The organism is Rhodococcus koreensis, from assembly GCF_900105905.1.
Lineage (GTDB): Bacteria > Actinomycetota > Actinomycetes > Mycobacteriales > Mycobacteriaceae > Rhodococcus_F > Rhodococcus_F koreensis.
This window is the reverse complement of record NZ_FNSV01000005.1, coordinates 792,311-811,946: the sequence shown is the minus strand read 5'-3', so window position 1 is coordinate 811,946 and position 19,636 is coordinate 792,311. Positions and strand designations below refer to the sequence as shown.

At 67.4% G+C, this 19,636-nt stretch carries 20 protein-coding genes and 4 pseudogenes; 17 read left to right on the top strand and 7 right to left on the bottom strand.

Annotated elements, in window-relative coordinates; translation table 11 throughout:
• The first annotated feature begins 145 nt into the window (after positions 1-145).
• The 4 genes from BLV94_RS08395 (at position 146) to BLV94_RS08375 (ending at position 2,989) form a co-directional block, all read left to right on the top strand.
• Positions 146-928 (top strand): DUF3109 family protein, encoded by a 783-nt coding sequence (locus BLV94_RS08395; RefSeq protein ID WP_072949435.1) that lies wholly within the window; start codon positions 146-148, stop codon positions 926-928.
• A 349-nt stretch (positions 929-1,277) separates the two neighbouring features.
• A complete protein-coding gene (locus tag BLV94_RS08390) occupies positions 1,278-1,838 on the top strand; it encodes a helix-turn-helix domain-containing protein (protein WP_072949467.1) in 561 nt (186 codons plus the stop codon).
• A gap of 9 nt (positions 1,839-1,847) precedes the next feature.
• Positions 1,848-2,420: a PIN domain-containing protein gene (locus tag BLV94_RS08385; protein ID WP_072949434.1), complete on the top strand. Its 573-nt coding sequence runs from the start codon at positions 1,848-1,850 to the stop codon at positions 2,418-2,420.
• 347 nt (positions 2,421-2,767) lie between these two features.
• Positions 2,768-2,989 carry a hypothetical protein gene (locus BLV94_RS08375; protein WP_072949430.1) on the top strand — a complete coding sequence of 74 codons (222 nt, stop codon included), beginning with the start codon at positions 2,768-2,770 and terminating at the stop codon, positions 2,987-2,989.
• Between the two features lie 130 nt (positions 2,990-3,119).
• Here BLV94_RS08375 and BLV94_RS08370 read toward each other — a convergent pair whose 3' ends face one another.
• The 5 genes and pseudogenes from BLV94_RS08370 to BLV94_RS08350 all read right to left on the bottom strand — a co-directional run bounded on the left by BLV94_RS08370 (position 3,120) and on the right by BLV94_RS08350 (position 6,363).
• Complete coding sequence (locus BLV94_RS08370) at positions 3,120-3,914, bottom strand: class I SAM-dependent methyltransferase (RefSeq protein WP_244163560.1); 795 nt, start codon at positions 3,912-3,914, stop codon at positions 3,120-3,122.
• 255 nt (positions 3,915-4,169) lie between these two features.
• Complete coding sequence (locus BLV94_RS08365; RefSeq protein ID WP_072949426.1) at positions 4,170-4,574, bottom strand: cupredoxin domain-containing protein; 405 nt, start codon at positions 4,572-4,574, stop codon at positions 4,170-4,172.
• 205 nt (positions 4,575-4,779) lie between these two features.
• The gene (locus BLV94_RS50780; protein WP_244163880.1) at positions 4,780-5,148 is read right to left on the bottom strand and encodes a hypothetical protein; all 369 of its coding nucleotides are present in this window, start codon (positions 5,146-5,148) and stop codon (positions 4,780-4,782) included.
• Between the two features lie 49 nt (positions 5,149-5,197).
• A pseudogene (locus BLV94_RS50775) lies at positions 5,198-5,594 on the bottom strand (class I SAM-dependent methyltransferase); the annotation flags it as partial.
• Positions 5,595-5,712: 118 nt separating this feature from the next.
• The gene (locus BLV94_RS08350; RefSeq protein WP_072949424.1) at positions 5,713-6,363 is read right to left on the bottom strand and encodes a pyridoxamine 5'-phosphate oxidase family protein; all 651 of its coding nucleotides are present in this window, start codon (positions 6,361-6,363) and stop codon (positions 5,713-5,715) included.
• Between the two features lie 460 nt (positions 6,364-6,823).
• Between BLV94_RS08350 and BLV94_RS08345 the strand changes: the two genes are divergently transcribed.
• From BLV94_RS08345 to BLV94_RS49505, 4 genes are all read left to right on the top strand, one after another.
• Positions 6,824-7,537 carry an LppX_LprAFG lipoprotein gene (locus tag BLV94_RS08345; protein ID WP_072949422.1) on the top strand — a complete coding sequence of 238 codons (714 nt, stop codon included), beginning with the start codon at positions 6,824-6,826 and terminating at the stop codon, positions 7,535-7,537.
• Positions 7,534-9,108, top strand: a complete 1,575-nt coding sequence (locus BLV94_RS08340; protein ID WP_072949421.1) for an MFS transporter — start codon at positions 7,534-7,536, stop codon at positions 9,106-9,108. Before BLV94_RS08345 ends, BLV94_RS08340 begins: the two co-directional genes overlap by 4 nt.
• Positions 9,105-9,908 carry a recombinase family protein gene (locus BLV94_RS50770; protein WP_143051379.1) on the top strand — a complete coding sequence of 268 codons (804 nt, stop codon included), beginning with the start codon at positions 9,105-9,107 and terminating at the stop codon, positions 9,906-9,908. The genes BLV94_RS08340 and BLV94_RS50770 overlap by 4 nt, the downstream gene beginning before the upstream one ends.
• Before the next feature lie 67 nt (positions 9,909-9,975).
• A complete protein-coding gene (locus BLV94_RS49505; RefSeq protein WP_167372154.1) occupies positions 9,976-10,149 on the top strand; it encodes a hypothetical protein in 174 nt (57 codons plus the stop codon).
• 193 nt (positions 10,150-10,342) lie between these two features.
• Here the strand turns inward: BLV94_RS49505 and BLV94_RS08330 are convergent.
• Positions 10,343-11,060: pseudogene (locus tag BLV94_RS08330) on the bottom strand (IS6 family transposase).
• 41 nt (positions 11,061-11,101) lie between these two features.
• Between BLV94_RS08330 and BLV94_RS08325 the strand changes: the two are divergent.
• The 5 genes and pseudogenes from BLV94_RS08325 to BLV94_RS08305 form a co-directional block, all read left to right on the top strand.
• Positions 11,102-11,674: pseudogene (locus tag BLV94_RS08325) on the top strand (Kelch repeat-containing protein); the annotation flags it as partial.
• A gap of 150 nt (positions 11,675-11,824) precedes the next feature.
• Entirely contained in the window at positions 11,825-12,214 is a 390-nt protein-coding gene (locus BLV94_RS08320) for a hypothetical protein (RefSeq protein WP_072949420.1), read from the top strand.
• Entirely contained in the window at positions 12,207-13,322 is a 1,116-nt protein-coding gene (locus tag BLV94_RS08315) for a CapA family protein (RefSeq protein ID WP_072949418.1), read from the top strand. The genes BLV94_RS08320 and BLV94_RS08315 overlap by 8 nt, the downstream gene beginning before the upstream one ends.
• A 96-nt stretch (positions 13,323-13,418) precedes the next feature.
• The gene (locus BLV94_RS08310) at positions 13,419-15,497 is read left to right on the top strand and encodes an ATP-binding protein (protein WP_072949416.1); all 2,079 of its coding nucleotides are present in this window, start codon (positions 13,419-13,421) and stop codon (positions 15,495-15,497) included.
• An 82-nt stretch (positions 15,498-15,579) separates the two neighbouring features.
• Positions 15,580-16,971, top strand: coding sequence for an NAD(P)/FAD-dependent oxidoreductase (locus tag BLV94_RS08305; protein ID WP_072949414.1), 1,392 nt, complete (start codon positions 15,580-15,582; stop codon positions 16,969-16,971).
• On the opposite strand, the gene BLV94_RS49500 is transcribed toward BLV94_RS08305, so the two are convergent.
• On the bottom strand, positions 16,955-17,113 hold the full coding sequence (locus tag BLV94_RS49500) for a hypothetical protein (protein ID WP_167372115.1): 159 nt from the start codon (positions 17,111-17,113) through the stop codon (positions 16,955-16,957). The genes BLV94_RS08305 and BLV94_RS49500 overlap by 17 nt on opposite strands.
• Positions 17,114-17,138: 25 nt before the next feature.
• On the opposite strand from BLV94_RS49500, the gene gvpO reads away from it, so the two are divergent.
• The 4 genes and pseudogenes from gvpO (at position 17,139) to BLV94_RS08285 (ending at position 19,479) form a co-directional block, all read left to right on the top strand.
• Positions 17,139-17,465 carry a gas vesicle protein GvpO gene (gene gvpO / locus BLV94_RS08300; RefSeq protein ID WP_083395525.1) on the top strand — a complete coding sequence of 109 codons (327 nt, stop codon included), beginning with the start codon at positions 17,139-17,141 and terminating at the stop codon, positions 17,463-17,465.
• Between the two features lie 287 nt (positions 17,466-17,752).
• A pseudogene (locus BLV94_RS08295) lies at positions 17,753-18,242 on the top strand (hypothetical protein).
• A 162-nt stretch (positions 18,243-18,404) separates the two neighbouring features.
• Positions 18,405-18,701 carry a three-helix bundle dimerization domain-containing protein gene (locus tag BLV94_RS52070; RefSeq protein WP_143051377.1) on the top strand — a complete coding sequence of 99 codons (297 nt, stop codon included), beginning with the start codon at positions 18,405-18,407 and terminating at the stop codon, positions 18,699-18,701.
• Positions 18,702-19,128: 427 nt separating this feature from the next.
• Positions 19,129-19,479: a DUF7144 family membrane protein gene (locus BLV94_RS08285; protein WP_143051488.1), complete on the top strand. Its 351-nt coding sequence runs from the start codon at positions 19,129-19,131 to the stop codon at positions 19,477-19,479.
• The last annotated feature ends 157 nt before the right edge of the window (positions 19,480-19,636 follow it).

Here is a 19,636-nt window from a genome sequence, read left to right as displayed (position 1 = left end):
CAGCGGTGGTCTCCCTGGTGTATCGGCGCGATTCGTGGCGGGCATTGTTTGATCCCGGACGGGGATCTGATCAGTCCTTGGCTGTTATGTGGGTTGGCTAGCGTGGGGGTTTGTGACAGCAGGTAGTGCGCGGCGTGCGCACAAGATGACGCCCAGCCCCGAGGTTGCGCTCGACTTCGCTCGGGAATGGGTCGAGTTCCTCGATCCCGACGACGCCGAGCATCTCATCGCCGCGGACATGACGTGGCTGCTCTCGCGCTGGACCTGTGTGTTCGGCACCCCGGCGTGCCAGGGCATCATCGTGGGCCGACCCGACGACGGCTGCTGCTCGCACGGCGCGTTCTTGACCGACGAGGAGGATGTCGAGAGGTTGCACGAGTCGGTGAAGCTGCTCAGACCTGAGGATTGGCAGTTCAGGAAGGAGGGTCTCGGGAAGCAGGGGTACACCGAGGAGGATGAGCTCGAGGACAAGCCGGCGCTGCGTACCCGCCGCTACAAGGGCGCGTGCATCTTCCTCAACCGTCCCGGCTTCGAGGGTGGGATCGGGTGCGCGTTGCATTCGATGGCGCTGCGGCGTGGGATCGAGCCGCTCGAGGTGAAGCCGGACGTGTGCTGGCAGCTGCCGATCCGGCGGACCCACGAATGGGTGGAGCGACCCGACGGTGAGCAGGTCCTGAAGACGACGATCACCGAGTACGACCGCCGCGGTTGGGGTGAGGGCGGATCGGATCTGGACTGGTACTGCTCCGGCTCGCCGGATGCGCATGTCGGCGCCAAGGCGGTGTGGGAGTCGTATGCGCCGGAGCTCACCGAGTTGCTCGGTGAGGCCGCGTATCGGGAGTTGGCGCGGCTGTGCAAGCGACGCGAAGGACTCGGCCTGATCGCGGTGCATCCGGCGACCGCGGTCGCCGCGAAGAATTCCCGGTAACGGAACGGCGGTCCCTGAGGATGGCGACCCCGGTCACCCCGTTGTGTGCATCTACCACAGGGTCGACGTACCAGTCGATTCCGGGTAATGAGCTCCCAGGCTCCGGCTTGAGTGGCCTCATTTTCGGCCGGGCAGGCGGAGGACCTCTGAGACGTCGAGCTCGGTGATCACTGAGATGGACGGTTCGACACATGGCCGCGGGACCTTTGCTGACCTGGGACGATGGTTAGGGGTCGGTGCGCCGTCGGTGCTGCCGTGTACCGCGGCTGGGCAGGTGAACGTCTCCTCCACGTACCTATTCGAAAGATTCGAAAGATGTTACGATTCTTTCGAACGGAAGGAGTTCGTGATGGGTGCGCAGGCGTTGGATCAGCACACGTATCTGCCGCAGGCGGCGGGTGTGGGGTTGGCGGAGGTCGTTGGCTTCCTCGATGCGCACGAGCGGCGCCGTGGCGACCGGGTGGAGCCGCGGTATCTCCTGGTGGGTGCCGGTGAGCACGATCAGGTGGAGTTGCCGGCAGAGGTGCATGCCGCGCTCAAGCAGGTTGTGGCCGCCTTGCAGGCCGGACGTGCGGTGACGGTGGCACCCCAGGCGACGATGTTGACGACGCAGCAGGCCGCGGATCTGCTTGGGGTGAGCCGACCGACGGTGCGCCGATGGATCGACGTGGGGGAGTTGCCGGCGGAGAAGGTCGGCACTCGACATCGGCTGTTGTTGCGCGATGTACTCGAGTACCAGCAGCAGCGTCGTGCCCGCCAATACGAGGCACTCGCGCAGACCGCTGTCGAGATCGACGACGAGGACGATCCAGCGGCGGTCGCGGAGCAGCTGAAGGCCGCGCGGAAGGCGGTCGCGGAGCGCCGACGCTCCCGCAGCGCGGGCCGGTCAGCCGCGGCGGGTGGTCGATAGGCAGCCGGGGTGTTCGCAGCAGTTCTCGATACGTGTGTTCTCTGGCCGAGCCTGCAGCGGGATTTCCTGCTGTCGATGGCCGTTGAGGGCTTGTACCGGCCGTTGTGGTCGGAGGTAATCCTCGACGAACTCGAATTCCACGAGGCCGCGAAACTGGAACGACGCGGGCACAGTGCGGCGGCAGCCCAAGCCGCTGGTGCGCGGCTGGTGGGAACGATGCGCGAGCACTTCGACGACGCCCTGGTGACCGGCTGGGAGCCACTCGAGGGTGCGTTTTCGCTGCCCGATCCCGACGATGAGCATGTCGTTGCGGCCGCCGTGGTCGGCGGGGCCGGGGTGATCGTCACGCTGAATCGGAAGGACTTTCCTCGTGAACGAGTTCCGGGGAACATCCGGGTGATCTCGCCGGCGGAGTTCGCAGGCGACACGGTGTCGGTGTCCCCGGCCGCGGCGGCGCGCGCGGTGGATATGCTCGCGGCCCGCCTGGCGCGGCCACCGATGACCGCCGATGAGGTCCTCGATCAGTTGGTGACCCGGTACGGGATGGACGATGCCGTTGCACTGCTGCGCGATCGCGAATGATGTCTCGCGCCGGACTTGCGCGAGATTAATCGTATTGTGGCGTGGTGACTTCTGGTTCGTAGTCCGTCCTTCCGCGCCCCCGCATCCGTTCGACGTTTCCGTGGCACCGGTATCTGTGGCTGGCCTGGGCGCCGCGGGGTCTATTCCCGTGCGGTCGGGCAGCCTGGTCACACCCGCGTCCCGCCGTCTTGACGGCGGAGTAGGTGGTGATGGTCAGCAGCACTGTGGAGGCGAGGTCGAAGGGGAACACCGTCGCTCCGGTGACGGGGCGGTAGACCGCGAAGTGGTGCCGGAATTCCGCCGGTTCCATGGCACGCCAGGTCGGGACGAAAAGCCGCTGCCGGTAGTTGGGCCACCTGGGTCGGTCACAGCGCCACACGAGATTTCGAGTCCTGGCCGCATCCGGCCGGGTCGCACACCAGCTTCGCCCTGCACTCGCCGCCGCGGGTGACGAACTGCCGTTCGCGATGGCGATGGGGTACGAAATCACCGTCCGCGTCGTGCAACTCGCGGAGCGCCACGCCCGCGTCCGCGGGCCCGTCGAGGAAGACCTGAGCGTGCTGCACTAGCCGCGGACCGGTCCGGGCCGGGCCGGGCCGAGAACCCCAGGAGTGACCTCGAACACCGAGAACAACTCGTATCGGACGGTGGCATCGAGGGCCAGGCACAGCCGGTCGCGTCCTCCTCGCTATGAACCGGTCACCCGTGCCGGCGGGCGGTGACGAACTGGGAGATGCCGCGCAGCTGCTGGTCGACGTCGAGCAGTCCAGCGGCGGCGAGGAAGGCCGGGACGGTGGTGCGGTCGAAGACCCGTACCCCACACAGCGTTGCGCCCAGCTCGAGTCCCTTCCGCACGAGGAAGGATTCGCGACCGTAGCTGGTCATCACCGCGATCCGCCCACCCGGCGCCAACACCCGCACCATCTCGCGGAGCACGGCACACGGCTCCGCCACGAGGTGCAGCGCCGCGAAACAGCACACGGCGTCGAATGTCCGGTCGTCGAAGGGAAGCTTGAGCGCGTCGGCGTGAAGGTAGACCGCGCGCGGGCGGGGGTTGTCGTGGACTGCGCGTTCGAGCATTGGCAGTGAGGTGTCCAATCCGACGACGAATCCGTCGCCGGCGAGCCTGTCGGCGAAGAAACCGGTGAAGTTTCCCGGACCGCACGCCACGTCGAGCACTCGTTGCTCGCCGTCGAGATGCAGGGCCGCGGCGGCCCTGGCGCGCTCGTCAACCACGGAGAGTCCGTGCAGGCTCAGCGCCGCGACGACGATCGGCCGCCACAGCCGCTCGTAGACGGCGGCAACCCTGTTGTTGGTCATCGCACGCTGCGCGAGAGTGCGCCGGGCCGGTGGACCCGATTCGAGCAGGTCGATATAGCCGGTGTCCGAGTAGCTCGACGAGCGCAGCGCGTCCTCGCGGATCAGCCCGCGGACCAGCGCCGTCGACCACATCCCGTCGTATTCCGGGGCCGCCCCGGATTGTTGAGCGGTCATAACCTATTTCACGAAACCGGACCCCCGAGGGTTCACGGGTCTTCCGGGTAGCCTTGTCCAATCTGCAGGAACCGTCCGACTGCGCGTGATCGACGCTGTCGTCGATGAGCAGAACCATCGCGTCGAGTCCATTGCAGCCATGGTCGTGAGACCGGAGATGTCGAGCGTGTCCGCGAGCGCCTCATCCACCGTGCGCGGCGCGGGCAGGTAGCTGCGTATTCCCATCGGGTAGAACCTGGATCGGCGATGACCTCGTCACCCGACGGTCAAGTTGCCGTGCATGTTCGAGTGATATGTGCAATGGAACGGGTAGGTACCGGGTGTCGGTGGCACCGTCAATGTCGCGGTCTCGCCGCCCTCGATCTCGATGTCGAACGTGCCGCCGGTGTCTGCGGTCACCGTGTGTTCGGCCGTGTCGGTGTTGCGAATGGTGACCTGCGCGCCGGGTGCCACCGTGGCGGGCACCGTGTACGCGAATCCTGAGATGACGATCTCGTTCGCTCCCGCCGCCACCGCCCCGTCGGAGGACGGCATCGCCATCGTGTCGGTGACCGTCGGGGTGGGTGCGTAGTCGACGGTGCTGCCGCCGTCATCGCTGCAGGCGGTGAGCGCACACGCCGCGACGACGGCAGCCGCCGGCAGAGCTGCGGAGAGCTTCATACCCGATACCACGAATCATCGACCCATTCCGTTCACCGAACACGCGAGAGAAATTCGCTCGCCCCGGTGAACCTGTTGGACTGTCGTTCGGGTGGGTATCCAGAGGGCGACCGGACGTTCGTCTTTCGTCGGGTGATCCGCCTGCCGGCCTGCCCGGCCACCTCCGGTGTTTCCCTGTCTCAGTGCCTGTTCGACAACTGCTCACCTAGAACCGGAACCGCACAATGCGGGTGGATCGTTTCATGCCCGGCAGCAGGTTCAAGAGGCGGAACATGCGGCGTACGTTCGCGGGCACCTTGGCCATCAGCACCGGTGAGTCGTTCATCGGTGCCTCGTCGACGTACTCGAGCCGCGGGTGCCAATCGGCCAGCGCGGCCGGATCGTTGAAGCCGCAGTGGAACTGGGTGTCGTATTTGCGCAGCATCGGGTCCCATTTCGAGGTGCGCCACACCCAGACCGCCACCGTGTCGAACTGTAGTTGTCCGGTGGGGAAGGCGTCGACGATGCTGGTCAGTAGCCGCCGGAGGTCGGCCTCGGTCAGATAGGGCACCAGTCCCTCGGCGATCATCAACACCGGCCGTCCGCGGAGGATACGGTCCAGCCAGGTCCGGTCGGTGACGCTGGAGCCGGTCCACCGGCTCGTCGAACTCCTCCCAGCCCTGCAGGCGGACCTGGGCGGTCCGCGTCCCCGGCAGACCTGGCAGGAGTTCGGTGACGCGTCTGGTATTGGTTGTCGCTGAGGGTGAGGCCGATGACGTTGACATCGTATTTTTCGTGGGCGCGGAGCATGGTCGAACCCCAGCCGCAGCCGATGTCGAGCAGCGTCATGCCCGGCTGCAGGTCGCATTTGCCGAGCGAGAGGTCGATCTTGGCCCGTTGCGCTTGTTGGAGCGTCATGTCCTCGCGCTGGAAGTAGGCGCAGCTGTAGGTCATGCTCGGATCGAGGAACAGCAGAAAGAAGTCGTCGGACAGGTCGTAGTGGGACTGCACCTGCGTGAAGAAGGGCTTGAATTGCGACATTCCAGCTCCTGACCTCAACCCGTCGGGAAAACTCGTCGGCCGACTCATGTCGAACGCCGCGCACGTCATGCCCCACGACCGGCAAGGCGAGTGGCAGCGACGCGCTCGTCGACCCTGTCTATGGATGACCCGTGCGGTCGGCGGCGACCCCGAAATAGTCACCGCCCTTGCGTCGTTGGTCGTCGGTGCCCCAATCGTGGTCGCGGGGGAGGGGCACCATCTGCGGTATGTGTTTGCGGCAATGGATATATGCCTCGTCGACCTGCACCAGGACCCACCGCTCGGCGGCGCGATCGCGCACCCGCTCGAGCGGCAGGTCCGGCTGTGTGCGGCGCAGGTCGTCGTCGGCGACGATGCGTGCCGTTCCGTTGACGTGCAGGCCGATCAGGTCGTCGGCGAAGTCGGCCATGAACAATCCGATGTGCGGGTTCTCGACGATATTGCCCAGGCTGGCCATCACCCCGTTGCCCCGGTATTCGGGGTATCCGAGCAGGTCGGGGGAGAAGACATGGATGAAGCCGGGCGGTCCCGCCCGCAGCGAGACGTCACACGAACCGTCTGCTGCCACAGTCCCGATGAAGAGCAGTTCCATCCTGTCGATGAACTCGATCATCGCCGGATGCAGAACCCGGCACATTTGGTGGGCATAGAACCGCTGCGCGCGGCACTCGGTTCCCAGCTCCTCTTGCATGAGGTGTTCGCCACGGGTCCCTCGCGCCGGGGTGTCGACCTCGGCGCCCTCGAGCACGGTGTGATCGGCGCCGGACATCTGCGTCTCCCTGATCTGTCGAGAAACGTGTTGCTGTGTAACCGCCGTATCAGCATCGCCCCGGGCGCCCGGCGCGAACAGCCACCCCAGGGGTGAAAACGCCTCACCAAGGTGTGAAAAGTTCGCACCGCAAATGCCCTTCACACGCATTATCGCGCGTCGCGAGGACGGTGTACCTCATACCGTCGAAAGGATCCGCTTATGGTGCTCTACCACCTGATGTGGAAGCAGCTGCTGATCGCCGATCTATCGGCGGTGCTGTCGCACCGTCGTGTGCTGCCCGCCGCATGTTGACGAATCTGGCTGGCGAAAGTGGCGAATCTGGCGGCGGGGTGGTCGGGCATGATCCGGCCGAGTGTTGTGCGGGTCGAGGACCGGGTGATCGTCGCGCGTCCCACACCGACACCGGTTCTGGCCGCAAGCCTGGGCGTTTTCGGAGCTGGCGTCCTACGATGCGGGCATGCTCACCCGCCGTATCTTCCTCTGGACCCTCGCGTTCAGCGTGGCGGTGGTCACCGGCTGCACCACCGACACCAATCCGGGAGGGAGCGCGAACCTGCCGGACGCGGCCGGGCTGCTCGCCGAGTCGTCGTCCGCCCTCCGCGATGTCAGGAGCGCACACTTCACGATGACCGTCACCGGCTCGATTCCGGGCATCAGCGTGCAGACCGCCGAGGGCGATCTGACCCGGGAGGGCGGTCCGGCCGGTGGCGCGAAGGGCACGGTGAAGCTGACCCTGGCCGGCCAGCTGATCGAAGGTGAATTCGTGCTGGTCGACGACTCGCTGTACCTGAGGGGCCCGACCGGGACCTTTCAGCGGTATCCGTCCTCGCTCACCTCCGAGTACTACGACCCGACCGCCATTCTCGACCCGGACCGGGGCTTCGCGAAGGTGCTGACCAGCATCACGGATGCGAAGACCGAGGTGAGGGACAAGGTTGACGGGACACCGGCGTACAAGATCACCGGACGGGCGGACAAAGACGCGGTGGGCAACATCGTTCCCGGGGTCGAGTCCGAGGTGGACATCACGGTCTGGCTCGACGAGGACGGCAGGCACCTTCCGAGCAGAGCGCTGGTCACGTTCCCGAAGCCGGACGGCGCCGACGCCCCGACCGTCGACGTGGTGGTGTCAGAGCTGGACAAGCCCGTGACGGTGACACCCCCGGCGTGAGTGCCGAGCTGATCCCGGGGCGGAGCAGGACCGTCGCCGTCGGCGCCGCGGCGCTCGCCGTGCTGCTCGGCGCGCTGGACACCTACGTCGTGGTGAGCATGATCCGGCAGATCATGGACGACCTGCTGATCCCGGTGAACCGACTGGAGCGGGTGACCCCGATCGTCACCGGGTACCTGCTCGGCTACATCGCCGCGATGCCGCTGCTCGGCCAGGCATCGGACCGGTTCGGCCGCAAGCTGCTGCTGCAGAGCTGCCTCGCCGGGTTCCTGGTCGGCTCGGTGATCACCGCGCTCGCCGACGAGCTGCCCATGCTCGTTGCCGGGCGGGTCGTCCAGGGTGTCGCCAGTGGAGCGTTGCTGCCGGTGACCATGGCGCTTGCCGCCGACCTCTGGGCAACCCACAAGCGGTCGAACGTGCTCGGCGTGGTCGGTGCCGCGCAGGAGCTGGGCAGCGTGCTCGGCCCGCTTTATGGGGTGGCGATCGCAGGCCTTGCCGTGTGGTCCAGCGCGTTCGGCATCGCCGGCTGGCGCGGCGTGTTCTGGATGAACGTACCGCTCGGCGTGCTCGCCATGATCTCGGTGCAGGTTTCGGTGCCGCGCCGCGATCGGGCGCACCAGCCCGTCCGGGTGGACGTGGCCGGGGGGCTGCTGCTCGCGGTCGCCCTCGGGCTGGCCGTTCTTGGCCTGTACAACCCGGACCCGCGCACCGCCGTGCTGCCACCGTGGGGCGGGCCGATGCTGGTCGGCGCCGGTGCCGCGACCGTCGCCTTCGTCGGCTGGGAGCTGCTCGCCAAGACCCGACTGATCGACCCGGTCGACGTGCAGATGGGCGCATTCCTTGCCGCGCTCGGGGTGTCCGGAGCGGCAGGCGTCGCGCTGATGGTGACCCTGGTGGACGTCGACCTGTTCGCCCAGTCGCTGCTCGACCGGGACGACCGGGGAGCGGTGATACTGCTGTTGCGGTTCCTGGCCGCGCTCCCGGCCGGCGCGCTGCTCGGCGGGCTGCTGGCAGCACGGCTGGGCGACCGGGTGGTCGCGGCGGCCGGCATGCTGCTGGCCGCAGTGGGTTACCTCCAGATGGCCCGGTGGCCGATGGACGTGCTGTCCGCGCCGTACCGGGTCGGGCCGATTGCGGTGCCCCGGCTGGACACCGGCCTGGCCATCGCCGGGCTCGGTCTCGGCCTGGTGATCGCGCCGCTCTCCGGTGCGGTGCTCCGCGCCGTGCCGCCCATCCAGCACGGGATCGCCTCGGCCGGTGTGGTGGTCGCGCGGATGGCCGGGATGCTCGTCGGGGTGGCCGCGTTATCCGCGTGGGGGCTGCACCGCTTCCACAGCCTGACCGCGAACCTGCAGGTGCCGTTCCCCGTCGGCAAACCTCCCGAGCAGGCGGCACGGGAGCTGGCCGAGTACACCGCGGCGGTCGACCGGGCCCTGCTCACCGAGTACACCGGGATATTTCTGATCACGTCGGTGGTGTGCGCGGCGGGAGCGCTGCTGGCACTGTTCCTCGGCCGCCACCCGGCCAGGGCTTCGGACTCCGCCGACAACAGCATCACCAAGCGGACATGACCCGGCTCGGCCGCACCGTCCGCGACACCCTGAAACCTGATCCACAACCTGTACCGAGGGGCATCGGCTTCCGCAACCTGGCCGACCCGATCCGGATCGACTCGACGAACCCGGACGATCCGATGGGACAGTTGGCGATGGTGCTACTGGCTTTGTTCGGGCAGATGGAACGCGCCTACGCGGTCGAGCGAGACGCACATGCGCGCTCGGTGGCCACCGAGAAAGGCCGACGCACCGGCCGTCCCAGCGTGGTCACCGACGCCCACCCCGCCTGCACCACCCAGCTACGGAACGACGGTGCCACCATCGCCGAGATCACCGACAACCGGGCTGACCCGCTCGACCTGTACCGGCATCTCCCGACACGGCAGGCGGAGACGGTCACCGCCGAACCCACGCCGACCCAGGAAATGCCACCGCCGTCAACGGTTTCGGTGGCGGCGCCACCGGCCGCCGGGCCGCTGGTATGCCCGAGCTGCGACCATTCCGCTGCGCCCCACGACCGAAGCGGCAGTCTGCGACACCCCACCAGCCGATGCCGACCTTTTCGGCTGGCGCTCGGACGTGTCAGCCGCCAGCCGCGGCGTGCTGCGACGACACGCAAGCGCGGGCTGGACGCCGGCGATCCCGTTGAGCACGGCCGGGCATCTGCGAGCTACGCGCCTGCATCGAGTAGTCGGTCCGCTGCTCGACGGCGTGCACGGCGGGGCGCCCCCGCCCGGGTGGCCGCCCACCAACCAGACTGCCAATTGTGCGGCCCCACGCACGGCGGCTCATTGAAAACCCTGCTGCGCGTGTGAAGTGTCCGCGCCCACGCGATTCGACCTCCCCGGCGCCCGCCGCGTGTTGTCCGCCTAGGATCCGGCCATGGGAGGCGAGTGGATTCAGATCGATCGGGACTGTGTGACGTGTTGCAGGGCCGCGTTCCGGCACTACATCTATGCCAGCCTCGGCGGCGTGCTGATCGATACTGACCTGTACGAGTGCGCCACCCCGGGTTGCCCCGGTCCTGTCGCGATCTGCGAACCGATCGACGGCTGATCGCATGGCGCCCCGCCCCGTGAGGGTCGAATCTGGTCGGTCAGCCAACTTCGCCCGGTGGGCACGATACGGCCCGCCCGGACGTTGTCTATACAGCACCCGAATGCGGGCATCGTCAACTTGAGCGATAGCCGCAGCGGCGCAGTCGGTTTGGGCTCGCCTCTGCCCGGAATTTATTGGCTGGGTGCGTCGTTCAGGCAGCGGTGGCGGCCGCGGTGATTTCGCGCCACACCGCGAAGCGGTCCGTCATCTCGCGACGCCAGTCGGATGCCGACAACATGTGCCGCCGCAACTGGAAGTGCCCCGTGATGCCGGAGAACGCGGACAGGAACCGTTGCGTCTGTCCGGGTGAGGCGAACCGCTTCATCCGGCGCTCCCGTTGCCGAGTCGGCTGATGCGAGTTCTCGGCCCGATTGCTGACGATACTTCGACCGGCGATATTCGATCGAGGCCAGCATCTCGCGGTGCGCCACCTGGTCGCTGGCCAGCTTGTCTGTCACGAGCACCCGCGGCACGTACCGCAGACCCTTGAGCAGCTTGCGGAAGAACTGCTTGGCAGCCTTGGCGTTTCGACGCGACTGGACGAGGATGTCGAGTACCACACCGTCCTGGTCGACCGCACGCCACAAGTACATCCGCTCGCTGTTGATCGGGATGAACACTTCGTCGGGGTGCCACTTGTCGCCAGGGCGCGGCCGGCGGCGGCGCAGCTGGTTGGCATAGGACTGGCCGAACTTCGCGCACCACTGCCGGATCGTCTCGTGCGAGACCGCGACGCCGCGTTCGAACATCAGTTCCTGCACGTCACGCAGGCTCAACGCGAAGCGGGGATACAGCCACACGGTGTGGCTGATGATCTCCTTCGGGTAGCGGAAGCCCTTGACGAATCTGCGCTGGTCACGGTCGCCCATTCTCCCAGCGGTCACCCGCACAGCCAAGTTGACGATGCCATGGCACGTGGGTGGACCTGCCCCCGTTGAACGAACCGCGGGCGGCTGGTGCCGCGGCCGTGGTCGGCGACAGGATCGTGGTCGCCGGGGGACAGGCGAACGGCGCACTGGTACCGACGACGGAAGTGTTCGACGGAACGAAGTGGACGACCGTCTCGGACATCCCGACGCCACGGGAGCATCTGGCCGGAGTGTCGGACGGGACCTACTTCTATGCGATCGGTGGGCGGGACCTGGCGTCGGACCAGAACACTGCCGCGGTCGAGCGGTTCGATCCGGCCGCGGGAACGTGGACGACGTTGCCTGCCATGCCCACTCCCCGCGGTGGGCTCGGTGCGGCGTTCATCGACGGTCGCATCGTCGCGGTCGGTGGTGAACAGCCGACCCGGGTGCTGTCGACGGTCGAGGCCTACGACGTCGCGTCGGGGACCTGGTCACCGTTGCCGCCCATGCCCAGCGGGGCGCACGGGATGTCCGTTGCGACGGTCGGACACACCGTCTACGCCATCGGCGGTGCACTACGGCCCACGCACGCGGAGTCCACCGCGACTGCACAGGCATTGGATTTCTGGTGAGTGTGCCGGTACCGACGGGTCGAGGTTCCCGCGGTCACACAGACTAAATGTCTTCTGTCAGTGTGGTTGTGCTCAGTAGAGGGGGACTAGACTTGGCGTTGGAGGGGCGAGTTTCGCACGAGATGCGGGCCGGGTAGGAAGTGGTTCGTGATGAAGGTGACGGCGACGGCCACCCGTCGCGGCGGCTGGTGGGTGGTGGAGGTTCCGGGAGTCGAGATGGCTCTCACCCAGGCGCGGCGGCTCGATCAGGTGTCTGCCATGGTGGCGGATGCCGTGCATCTGGTCGAGGATGTGCCGGCCGAGGACGTCGAGGTGGTCCTCGACTACGAGATCGGGGATTCGGCGGCGCTCATGGAGGCCCGAGCGGCCCACTTGCAAGTCGAGTCCGCCGCCCACGCGCAGGAATGTGCGGCGCGGGCCTCGCGGGCCGCGGTGGCGCATCTGCGCCGATCGGGTCTGTCGGTGCGTGATATCGGTGTCATCCTCGAGCTGAGCCCCCAACGGGTCTCTCAGCTCGACCGAGCCGGCGTTCGTGCCTGACACCATCACGATGTTCCTTGCCGGCGACGTGATGACCGGTAGGGGAGTCGACCAGATCCTCCCGTTTCCCGGCGACCCGGAGTTGCGGGAGCGTTGCGTTCGCGATGCCCGCGAGTACGTGGCGTTGGCGGAGACGCGGAACGGCTCGATCCCCGGCCCCGTCGGGTTCGGGTGGCCGTGGGGTGAGGCGCTGCGCGTCCTCGACGCGGCGGAGCCCCACGCCCGTGTGATCAACCTGGAAACGACCGTCACCACCTGTGCGCGCTTCGCGCCCAAGGGAATCAACTACCGAATGCATCCGTCGAATCTGGGGGTGCTCACCGCTGCGCAGATCGACGTCTGCGTTCTGGCGAACAATCACCTTCTCGACTTCGGTGCCGATGGGCTCGTGGAGACCCTGGACGCGCTGGCCCGCAACGGCGTGCGGACCGTCGGTGCGGGGCGCACCGTGGCGCAGGCGTGGTGTCCCGTGGTCGTGAAGGCCGGGACGAGTCGGCTGCTGATCTGGGCGGCAGGTATGTCGTCGAGCGGGGTCTCGCCGCACGGGGCGGCCCGCCGGGGCCGGCCCGGTGTCGCGTACCTTTCGGAACCCACCGGCGCCGAGGCGGACCGTGTGCTCGACCAGACGCGGCTGATACGGCGGGACACGGACGTGGTGGTGGTCTCTCTGCACTGGGGTTCGAACTGGGGATACGACGTGCCGAACGCGCATGTCGAGTTCGCGCATCGGCTCGTCGACGGTGGCGTCGACGTGGTCTTCGGGCACTCGTCCCATCACCCGCGGCCGCTCGAGATCTATCGTGGCCATCCGATCTTGTACGGCTGCGGCGACCTGATCAACGACTACGAGGGGATCCGAGGGCACGAACGCTACCGCGACGATCTGCGGCTGCTCTACCTGGTGACCCTCGACGCGCGCACGCACGAACTGCTCGAGCTACGAATGGTGCCGATGAGATCCCGGCGGATGCAACTGCAACGCGCGTCGACAAGTGACACCGCATGGCTGCGGCGGGTTCTCGACGGGATCAGCCGCGACTTCGGCACCCGCATCGACGCGGGCGCGGACGGCGTCCTCGTCGCCCGTGGGAGACAAGCGAACTGGTAGGTGGCGGGTGTGTACGGAGCGGACGCGCTGTGCACACACCGTTGAGCGGATCCCACCAAGGTTTTGTTCGAAGGGCACTGCTCCTAGATTGGACGTATGGAGGGCACGGCACAGTCCTCGATACTGCTCGGAGACATCCTGAATTCGAGGCGCAGGCGGACCTTCGTCGGGCGCCGGGTCGAGCGCGAATTGGTTCGGGCTGGACTGGAGTCGGGCGATCCGCAGTTGTCCGTGCTGTTCCTGCACGGCCCCGGAGGGATCGGGAAGACCACGTTGCTGGACGAGTTCGCGGAGATCGCGGCGGAAACGGGCGCGTCGGTCGTCCGGCTCGACGGGCGCGATATTCCGCCGTCTCCGTCGGCTGTCCTGGCAGCGTTGGGCGAGGCCGTCGATGTGCCTGACACCGGCGTGATCGCGCGGGAGGAGGAACGACTTTGCGTCCTCATCGACACGTACGAGGTTCTGGCGCCGATCGACGAGTGGGTGCGCACGCAATTGCTGCCGCGACTACCGGCAACGGCGCTCACCGTGATCGCGGCCCGGACACCGCCCAGCTCCGAATGGCGGTCCGACGCGGCGTGGTCCGAGTTGTTGCGGGTCGTGTCCCTACGGAATCTCACTCCGCAGGAGAGCAGAGAGTTTCTCCGGGCAGTGGCGGTGCCGCCGCCGCTGCACGAACGGATCTGCCGGGCCACGCACGGCCATCCGCTTGCGCTGGCGCTGTTGGCCGACGTGGCATCCCGCGGCGGCGAGGTGGCGGCCGATCCGTTGACCCCCGACCTCATGGGGGAGCTGATGCAGCGGTTCATCGCGGTGGTGCCGAGCCCCGCGCATCGGCGGGCGCTCGAGGTGTGCGCCCTCGCCCGAGTGACCACCGAGGCACTGTTGCGTGACGCCCTCGGGCTCGAGGACGCGCACGAGATGTTCGGGTGGCTGCGGCAGCTGTCGTTCGTCGACGCAGGCCCGGAGGGCCTGGCCCCACACGATATGGCCCGCGACGTCATCGACGCGGACCTGCGGTGGCGCGACCTCGACGCCTACACCGACGTCTTCCACCGCGTGTGCCGGCACATTCGCCACTCACTTCTGTCGTGTACCGGGCGCGAACAGCAGCGCATGATCTTCGACCTGAAGTTCGTGTTTCGCAATCTGCCGGGGATTCTGTCCCCGGTGGATTGGGAATCGTGGGGCCGGCACTATCCGGAACCCGCTTCCCCGGCGGATCGCGAAACGATCGTCGAGTTCACCCGATTACACGAGGGTGCGGAGGCGGCGGCCATCGCGGCCGCCTGGTTCGAATGCCAGCCCGACGGCTTCTACATCGTGCGCCGTCCCGACGGTGCGCCCCGTGGGTTCTTCGGCCTCATCGATCTGAGCCTCGCGTCCGCGGAAGATCTGGCATCGGATCCGGGTGCCGCGGCGGCCTGGCAGTTCGCCCGCGGGCACTCGCCGCCGCGAACGGGGGAGACCGTCACCCAGACCCGGTTCGTCGTCGACCTCGACACCTATCAGGACCCGTCGCCCACGATGAACGCCATTCCAATCATCACCATGCAGCGGTACCTGTGCACACCGGGCCTGTCCTGGGACTTCCTCACACTTGCCGAGCCGGACCGGTGGAACGAGTACTTCGCGGTCGCCGACCTTCCGCGTGCCGAGGGCGCCGATTTCGAGGTGGGCGTCCGAACGTACGGGCTGTTCGCGCACGACTTCCGTCGCGTCCCGGTCGACGCATGGCTCGAGCGGGTCACCGAGCGCGCATTGTCCGAGAGCCCTTCCGCACCTCTGCGACCGACGCCGGACCTGCTGGTACTTTCGCAACCCGAGTTCGAGCAGGCGGTCCGGCAGGCTTTGCACGACTGGCACCGCCCCGACCTGCTCCGGCGAAACCCGTTGATGCGCACCCGGGTCGTGTGCGATCGCAGCGATGGGGAGCCGGACGTCGCCGAACTCGACTGCGTGCTCCGCGACGCGGTGGACTCGCTGGCCGACAACCCACGCGACGACAAACTGCTGCGGGCGGTCGACCGGACGTACCTGCGCCCGGCGGGAACCCAGGAGGCCGCCGCCCGGGTGCTCGGAGTGCCGTTCAGCACGTATCGGCGCCACCTCACACAAGGTGTCGCGCGGATCGTCTCGTGGTTGTGGGACCGGGACGTCTACGGACACCCGTAATGAACACGACTGAGCAGTATTCGGACTGGTGATCGAACACCGAATGCTTGCATTCTCCTCGTATCCAATCGAGGAGGCTCCCATGACAACTCAGATCGGACACCGAGCGGTCGTGCTCGGAGCCGGCATGGCCGGCTTGCTTGCGGCCCGCGTACTGTCCGAAGCGTATTCGCAGGTGATTGTGGTCGATCACGACCACCTCCCGGGCGCAGCCGAGCCGCGACGGTGCGTGCCTCAGGGCCGCCACACCCACGTGCTGATCGAACGCGGCCAGCAAATCTTGGAGGAGCTGTTCCCGAGGTTCACTGACGACCTGGTCGGGTTGGGGGTGCCGACCCTGGACAACCTGCGCGATGTGCGGTGGTGCCTGAGTGGGCACCGATTTCCGCAGCCGGAGAGCGGAATGACTGTTGTGAGCGCCAGCCGGCCATTCTTGGAGGGCTATGTGCGTGCCCGGGTGAGCGAACTGGCCGGGGTCACGATCGTGGACCGCTGCGATGCCGCGGGCATCACCACGACGCCCGACCGCCTTCGCGTCACCGGGGTCCGTGTTCTCCGGCGGGCCGACGGCAGTACCGAGGAGATCCTCGATGCCGACCTGGTGGTGGACGCGACCGGACGGGGCTCGCGCGCCCCGATGTGGTTGGCGGATCTCGGCTTCGGACGCCCGGACGAGGAGAAGGTGCACGTCGGCCTCGGCTACGCCACCCGCATCTACCGAGCCCCGGCGCCGGGGTTGGGCGACGACCGAGGGATCGTGATCGGTCCGACACCCGATTCTCCGCGAGGGGGCGCGTTACAGCTGCTCGAGGGAAACCGTTTCCTGGTGACGTTGATGGGGATGCTCGGCGACTATCCGCCGACCGATCCGGACGGCTTCCTCGACTTTGCCACGTCCCTGCGGATCCCCGACCTCGCCGAGGTGATCCGGGACGCCGAGCCGCTCGCGCAGGCCCGGAGTTTCCGGTTTCCGGCGAGCGTCCGCAGACGGTATGAACGACTGTCACGCTTCCCCGCCGGCTTCCTCGTGACGGGGGACGGCCTGTGCAGCTTCAACCCGATCTATGCACAGGGGATGACCGTGGCGGCGCTCGAGGCGCGCACGCTGCACCGTCACCTGCAGCGAGGCACCGAGCCACACGCACGCTGCTTCTTCCGCGATGTCGCGAAGGTGATCGACGTTCCATGGGCCATGTCGGTCGGCGGGGACCTGGCGTTCCCGGAAGTGACGGGACACCGCAGTCCGAAGATGCGGATCGGCAACGCCTACATCCGGCGCCTGCACGAAGCCGCCGTGCACGATCCCGTGCTCGCTACTGCCTTCATCCGCGTCGCCGCCCTGGTCGATCGTCCGGAGCGGCTGATGAGCCCCGGGACCCTGCTGCGCGTCCTGCGTCAGAATGTCTGGCACCCCGGCCGAACCGCGCACCCTGACGCCGCTGGAGAGCGGATTCAGGTCACCGATCAGTGTTGACGCCGCCGCGAATCCAGTGCTGGATCCGCCAGATCACGTTGTACAGATTCCACGGTGCGACGTCGTAGGTGTTCCACGCCTGACCGACGTGCGCGGTCCATTCAGGAATCCGGCCACAACAGATCTCACACCAGACGCTCACGAAGCAAAAGGAGGAGATGGTTGGGATGGTTGACGAACATCCCCCGCCCGTGTCGGCAGCGGCGGCCGCTGCGGCCGCGTTGCGTGACATCGCGGATGTGATCGGGAAGGAGTCGCAGAGCGCGACGGCGGTGCTGCCGACCGAGGAGGGCTGGACGGTGGAAGTGGAGGTGGTCGACGACCGGCGTATCCCTCCGTCAGCGGACATGTTGGCACTGTACGAGGTGGTGCTGGACCTGGACGGAGAAATTCTGTCGTACCGCAGGACTCGCCGATACCGGCGCGGCTCCGCCATCGGGGTGGCAGACGAGGAGCTGCCCATCGACGACGAAGACGAAGACGCCCCACAATGACCAAAGCGACGGTGCCCGGTGACCGTTGCCGGTGAAAAGTACGAGTCGATCTGGCATTGGGAAATCCGAGCTGCAGCTCGGCACCGAGGGTGCGCCCTTGAGGCGACCGCGGACTGGGTGGCGGCGTCACGGCAGGACGCCCCGCCTCACCGTCACGGCCGTCAGTCGACTGCGGGACCTCTTCTGCTCTGCAGCAATGGTGCCTCCGGACGAATGTCTCTGGGAAACACACAATTCCGCCGCCTGATCCCGGACCGGCGGGCCGGCGAGTGGTGCGAAGATGAAGCATGCGCCGCCATCGTTGGCCGGCTATCGCGCCCCCCCGCTGACCGGGGCCTTCGCGTGCATGCACCGATGCCGATCACGGCCGAGAAAGACCTGACCCTCGAACTGTCCGCGGTCACCGCATTCGCGTCCGGGCTGCTGCTGCAACTGGCGATGCATGTCACCGGGATCCGCGCCGACTTCGCCCGCTACGAAACCCGTCCCCTGACCGACCCCCACGACTGGTCGGCGCGGTGGTCCTACCTGACCGTGTTCGTCCTCGTCGACGACCTCGACGGCCCCGCCGACTCGCTCCACCCCACCGAACCTTGCTCCGACGAATCCGGGCCGTACCGCACGACGCCGTTGTACTGGATCGGCACCTACCCGCGCGCCGGGTCGCTGATCGTCACCACCAGCTGGACCGAGATCGGACTCCACCCCACCTCCATCACCCTCACACTCGGTCCCAGCCCATTCCCCACCACCTCCGAATCCGACGCGGGACGGTAACAGCCACAGGGATTCCCGCCCACGACGTCAGCATCAACGGAGACAGAACCCGAGGGAGCGAGGCGAGCTCGTCCCGTCAGTCCGCTGGCCGCGGGAGCGCACATTGGAATCGTGCGCCGAAACGTGTTCCTGCCCCGCCCGGCCGGGCGGGACATAGTCGTCATGGGCGACAGCGAAGAACACGCTATCGACGTCGTCCGAACCCGACTGATCCAGCGCTACCCTCACCTCGACCCCGAGGTGATCGAGGACCTGATCGAGGCCTCGTTTACCCCGCGCACCGCGCCGGCGGTGCGGGCCGCGATCGGCGGCTGGGGGTGCGGCGGGTCTTCGCGCGTCACTCACCACGTCTGTCGTGAGGAGAGGGCGAGGCCCGGGAGCGGGGGTACCGGTGTCGGCGGCCGTCCACCACGCCCGGGCGGTGTGAGCCTAATGCTTCGACAAGACCGGGGAGGCTGATCATGAATGTGGGGGCGCAGGCCGTCGCCCCCCCGCTGATCCGGGGTCGGCGCCTGGGAACTCGTGTCCGACCCGGCTCGCCGGACCACAATCATCATGCAGCAGCAGAGATTCTGTCCCCTGATTCCTTGCCCTTGCCCTTGCCCTTGCTCAGGGCCACGGTGCGGGGCGACCCGAACGAGGGTGACCCACGCTCGCGAACGAACGGAGGACGACCGGCACCGACCCCGCCGACCTAATCCCCAGTTCACCACCGAGAAGATCGTCGCCGGGCTCGTTCCAGCCGGAATTCGGGTTCGCCGGCGACGACAGCCCACTGCGGCGGACGATCGTCGTACCGAACGAATTCGTTGCTGCGGGGAAGGGGACAGCCGTGTCCGTGTCCGAGTATCCATCGACCGAACAACGCTTCGCGGGCGGCACCTCGATGGCGGCCGCGATCATCATGGTCACCGTCGGCGTCATCCAATTCTTCCAGGGCATCGCGGCCGTCGCCGAGAACGACGTGTTCGTGGTCGGGGTGGACTACGTCTACAAGTTCGACCTCACCACCTGGGGTTGGATCCACCTCGTCCTCGGCGCCCTCGTCGCGATCGTCGGCCTGGCCCTGTTCACCGGAGCCGGATGGGCCCGGGTGTCGGCGATCATCGTTGCCGCGATCTCGATTCTGGCGAACTTCCTGTGGCTGCCGTACTACCCGGTGTGGTCGCTGGTGATCATCGCACTCGACGTCGTCGTCATCTGGGCCGTCTCGACCTGGAACCCGGAAAAGGTTTAGCACAAGGAATATTCGCAGCAGGGGCACGCCCGGCTCGGCAGCTCACCGGCCGGGATCGTGCCGGATCCGGTGGTCGCGGTGCGATCGCCGGAAGAACGGCAGTGCCGTCAGACCCGAGCTGTCATCGGACCCAGGCAGCTGACGAGCGCACCTAGTA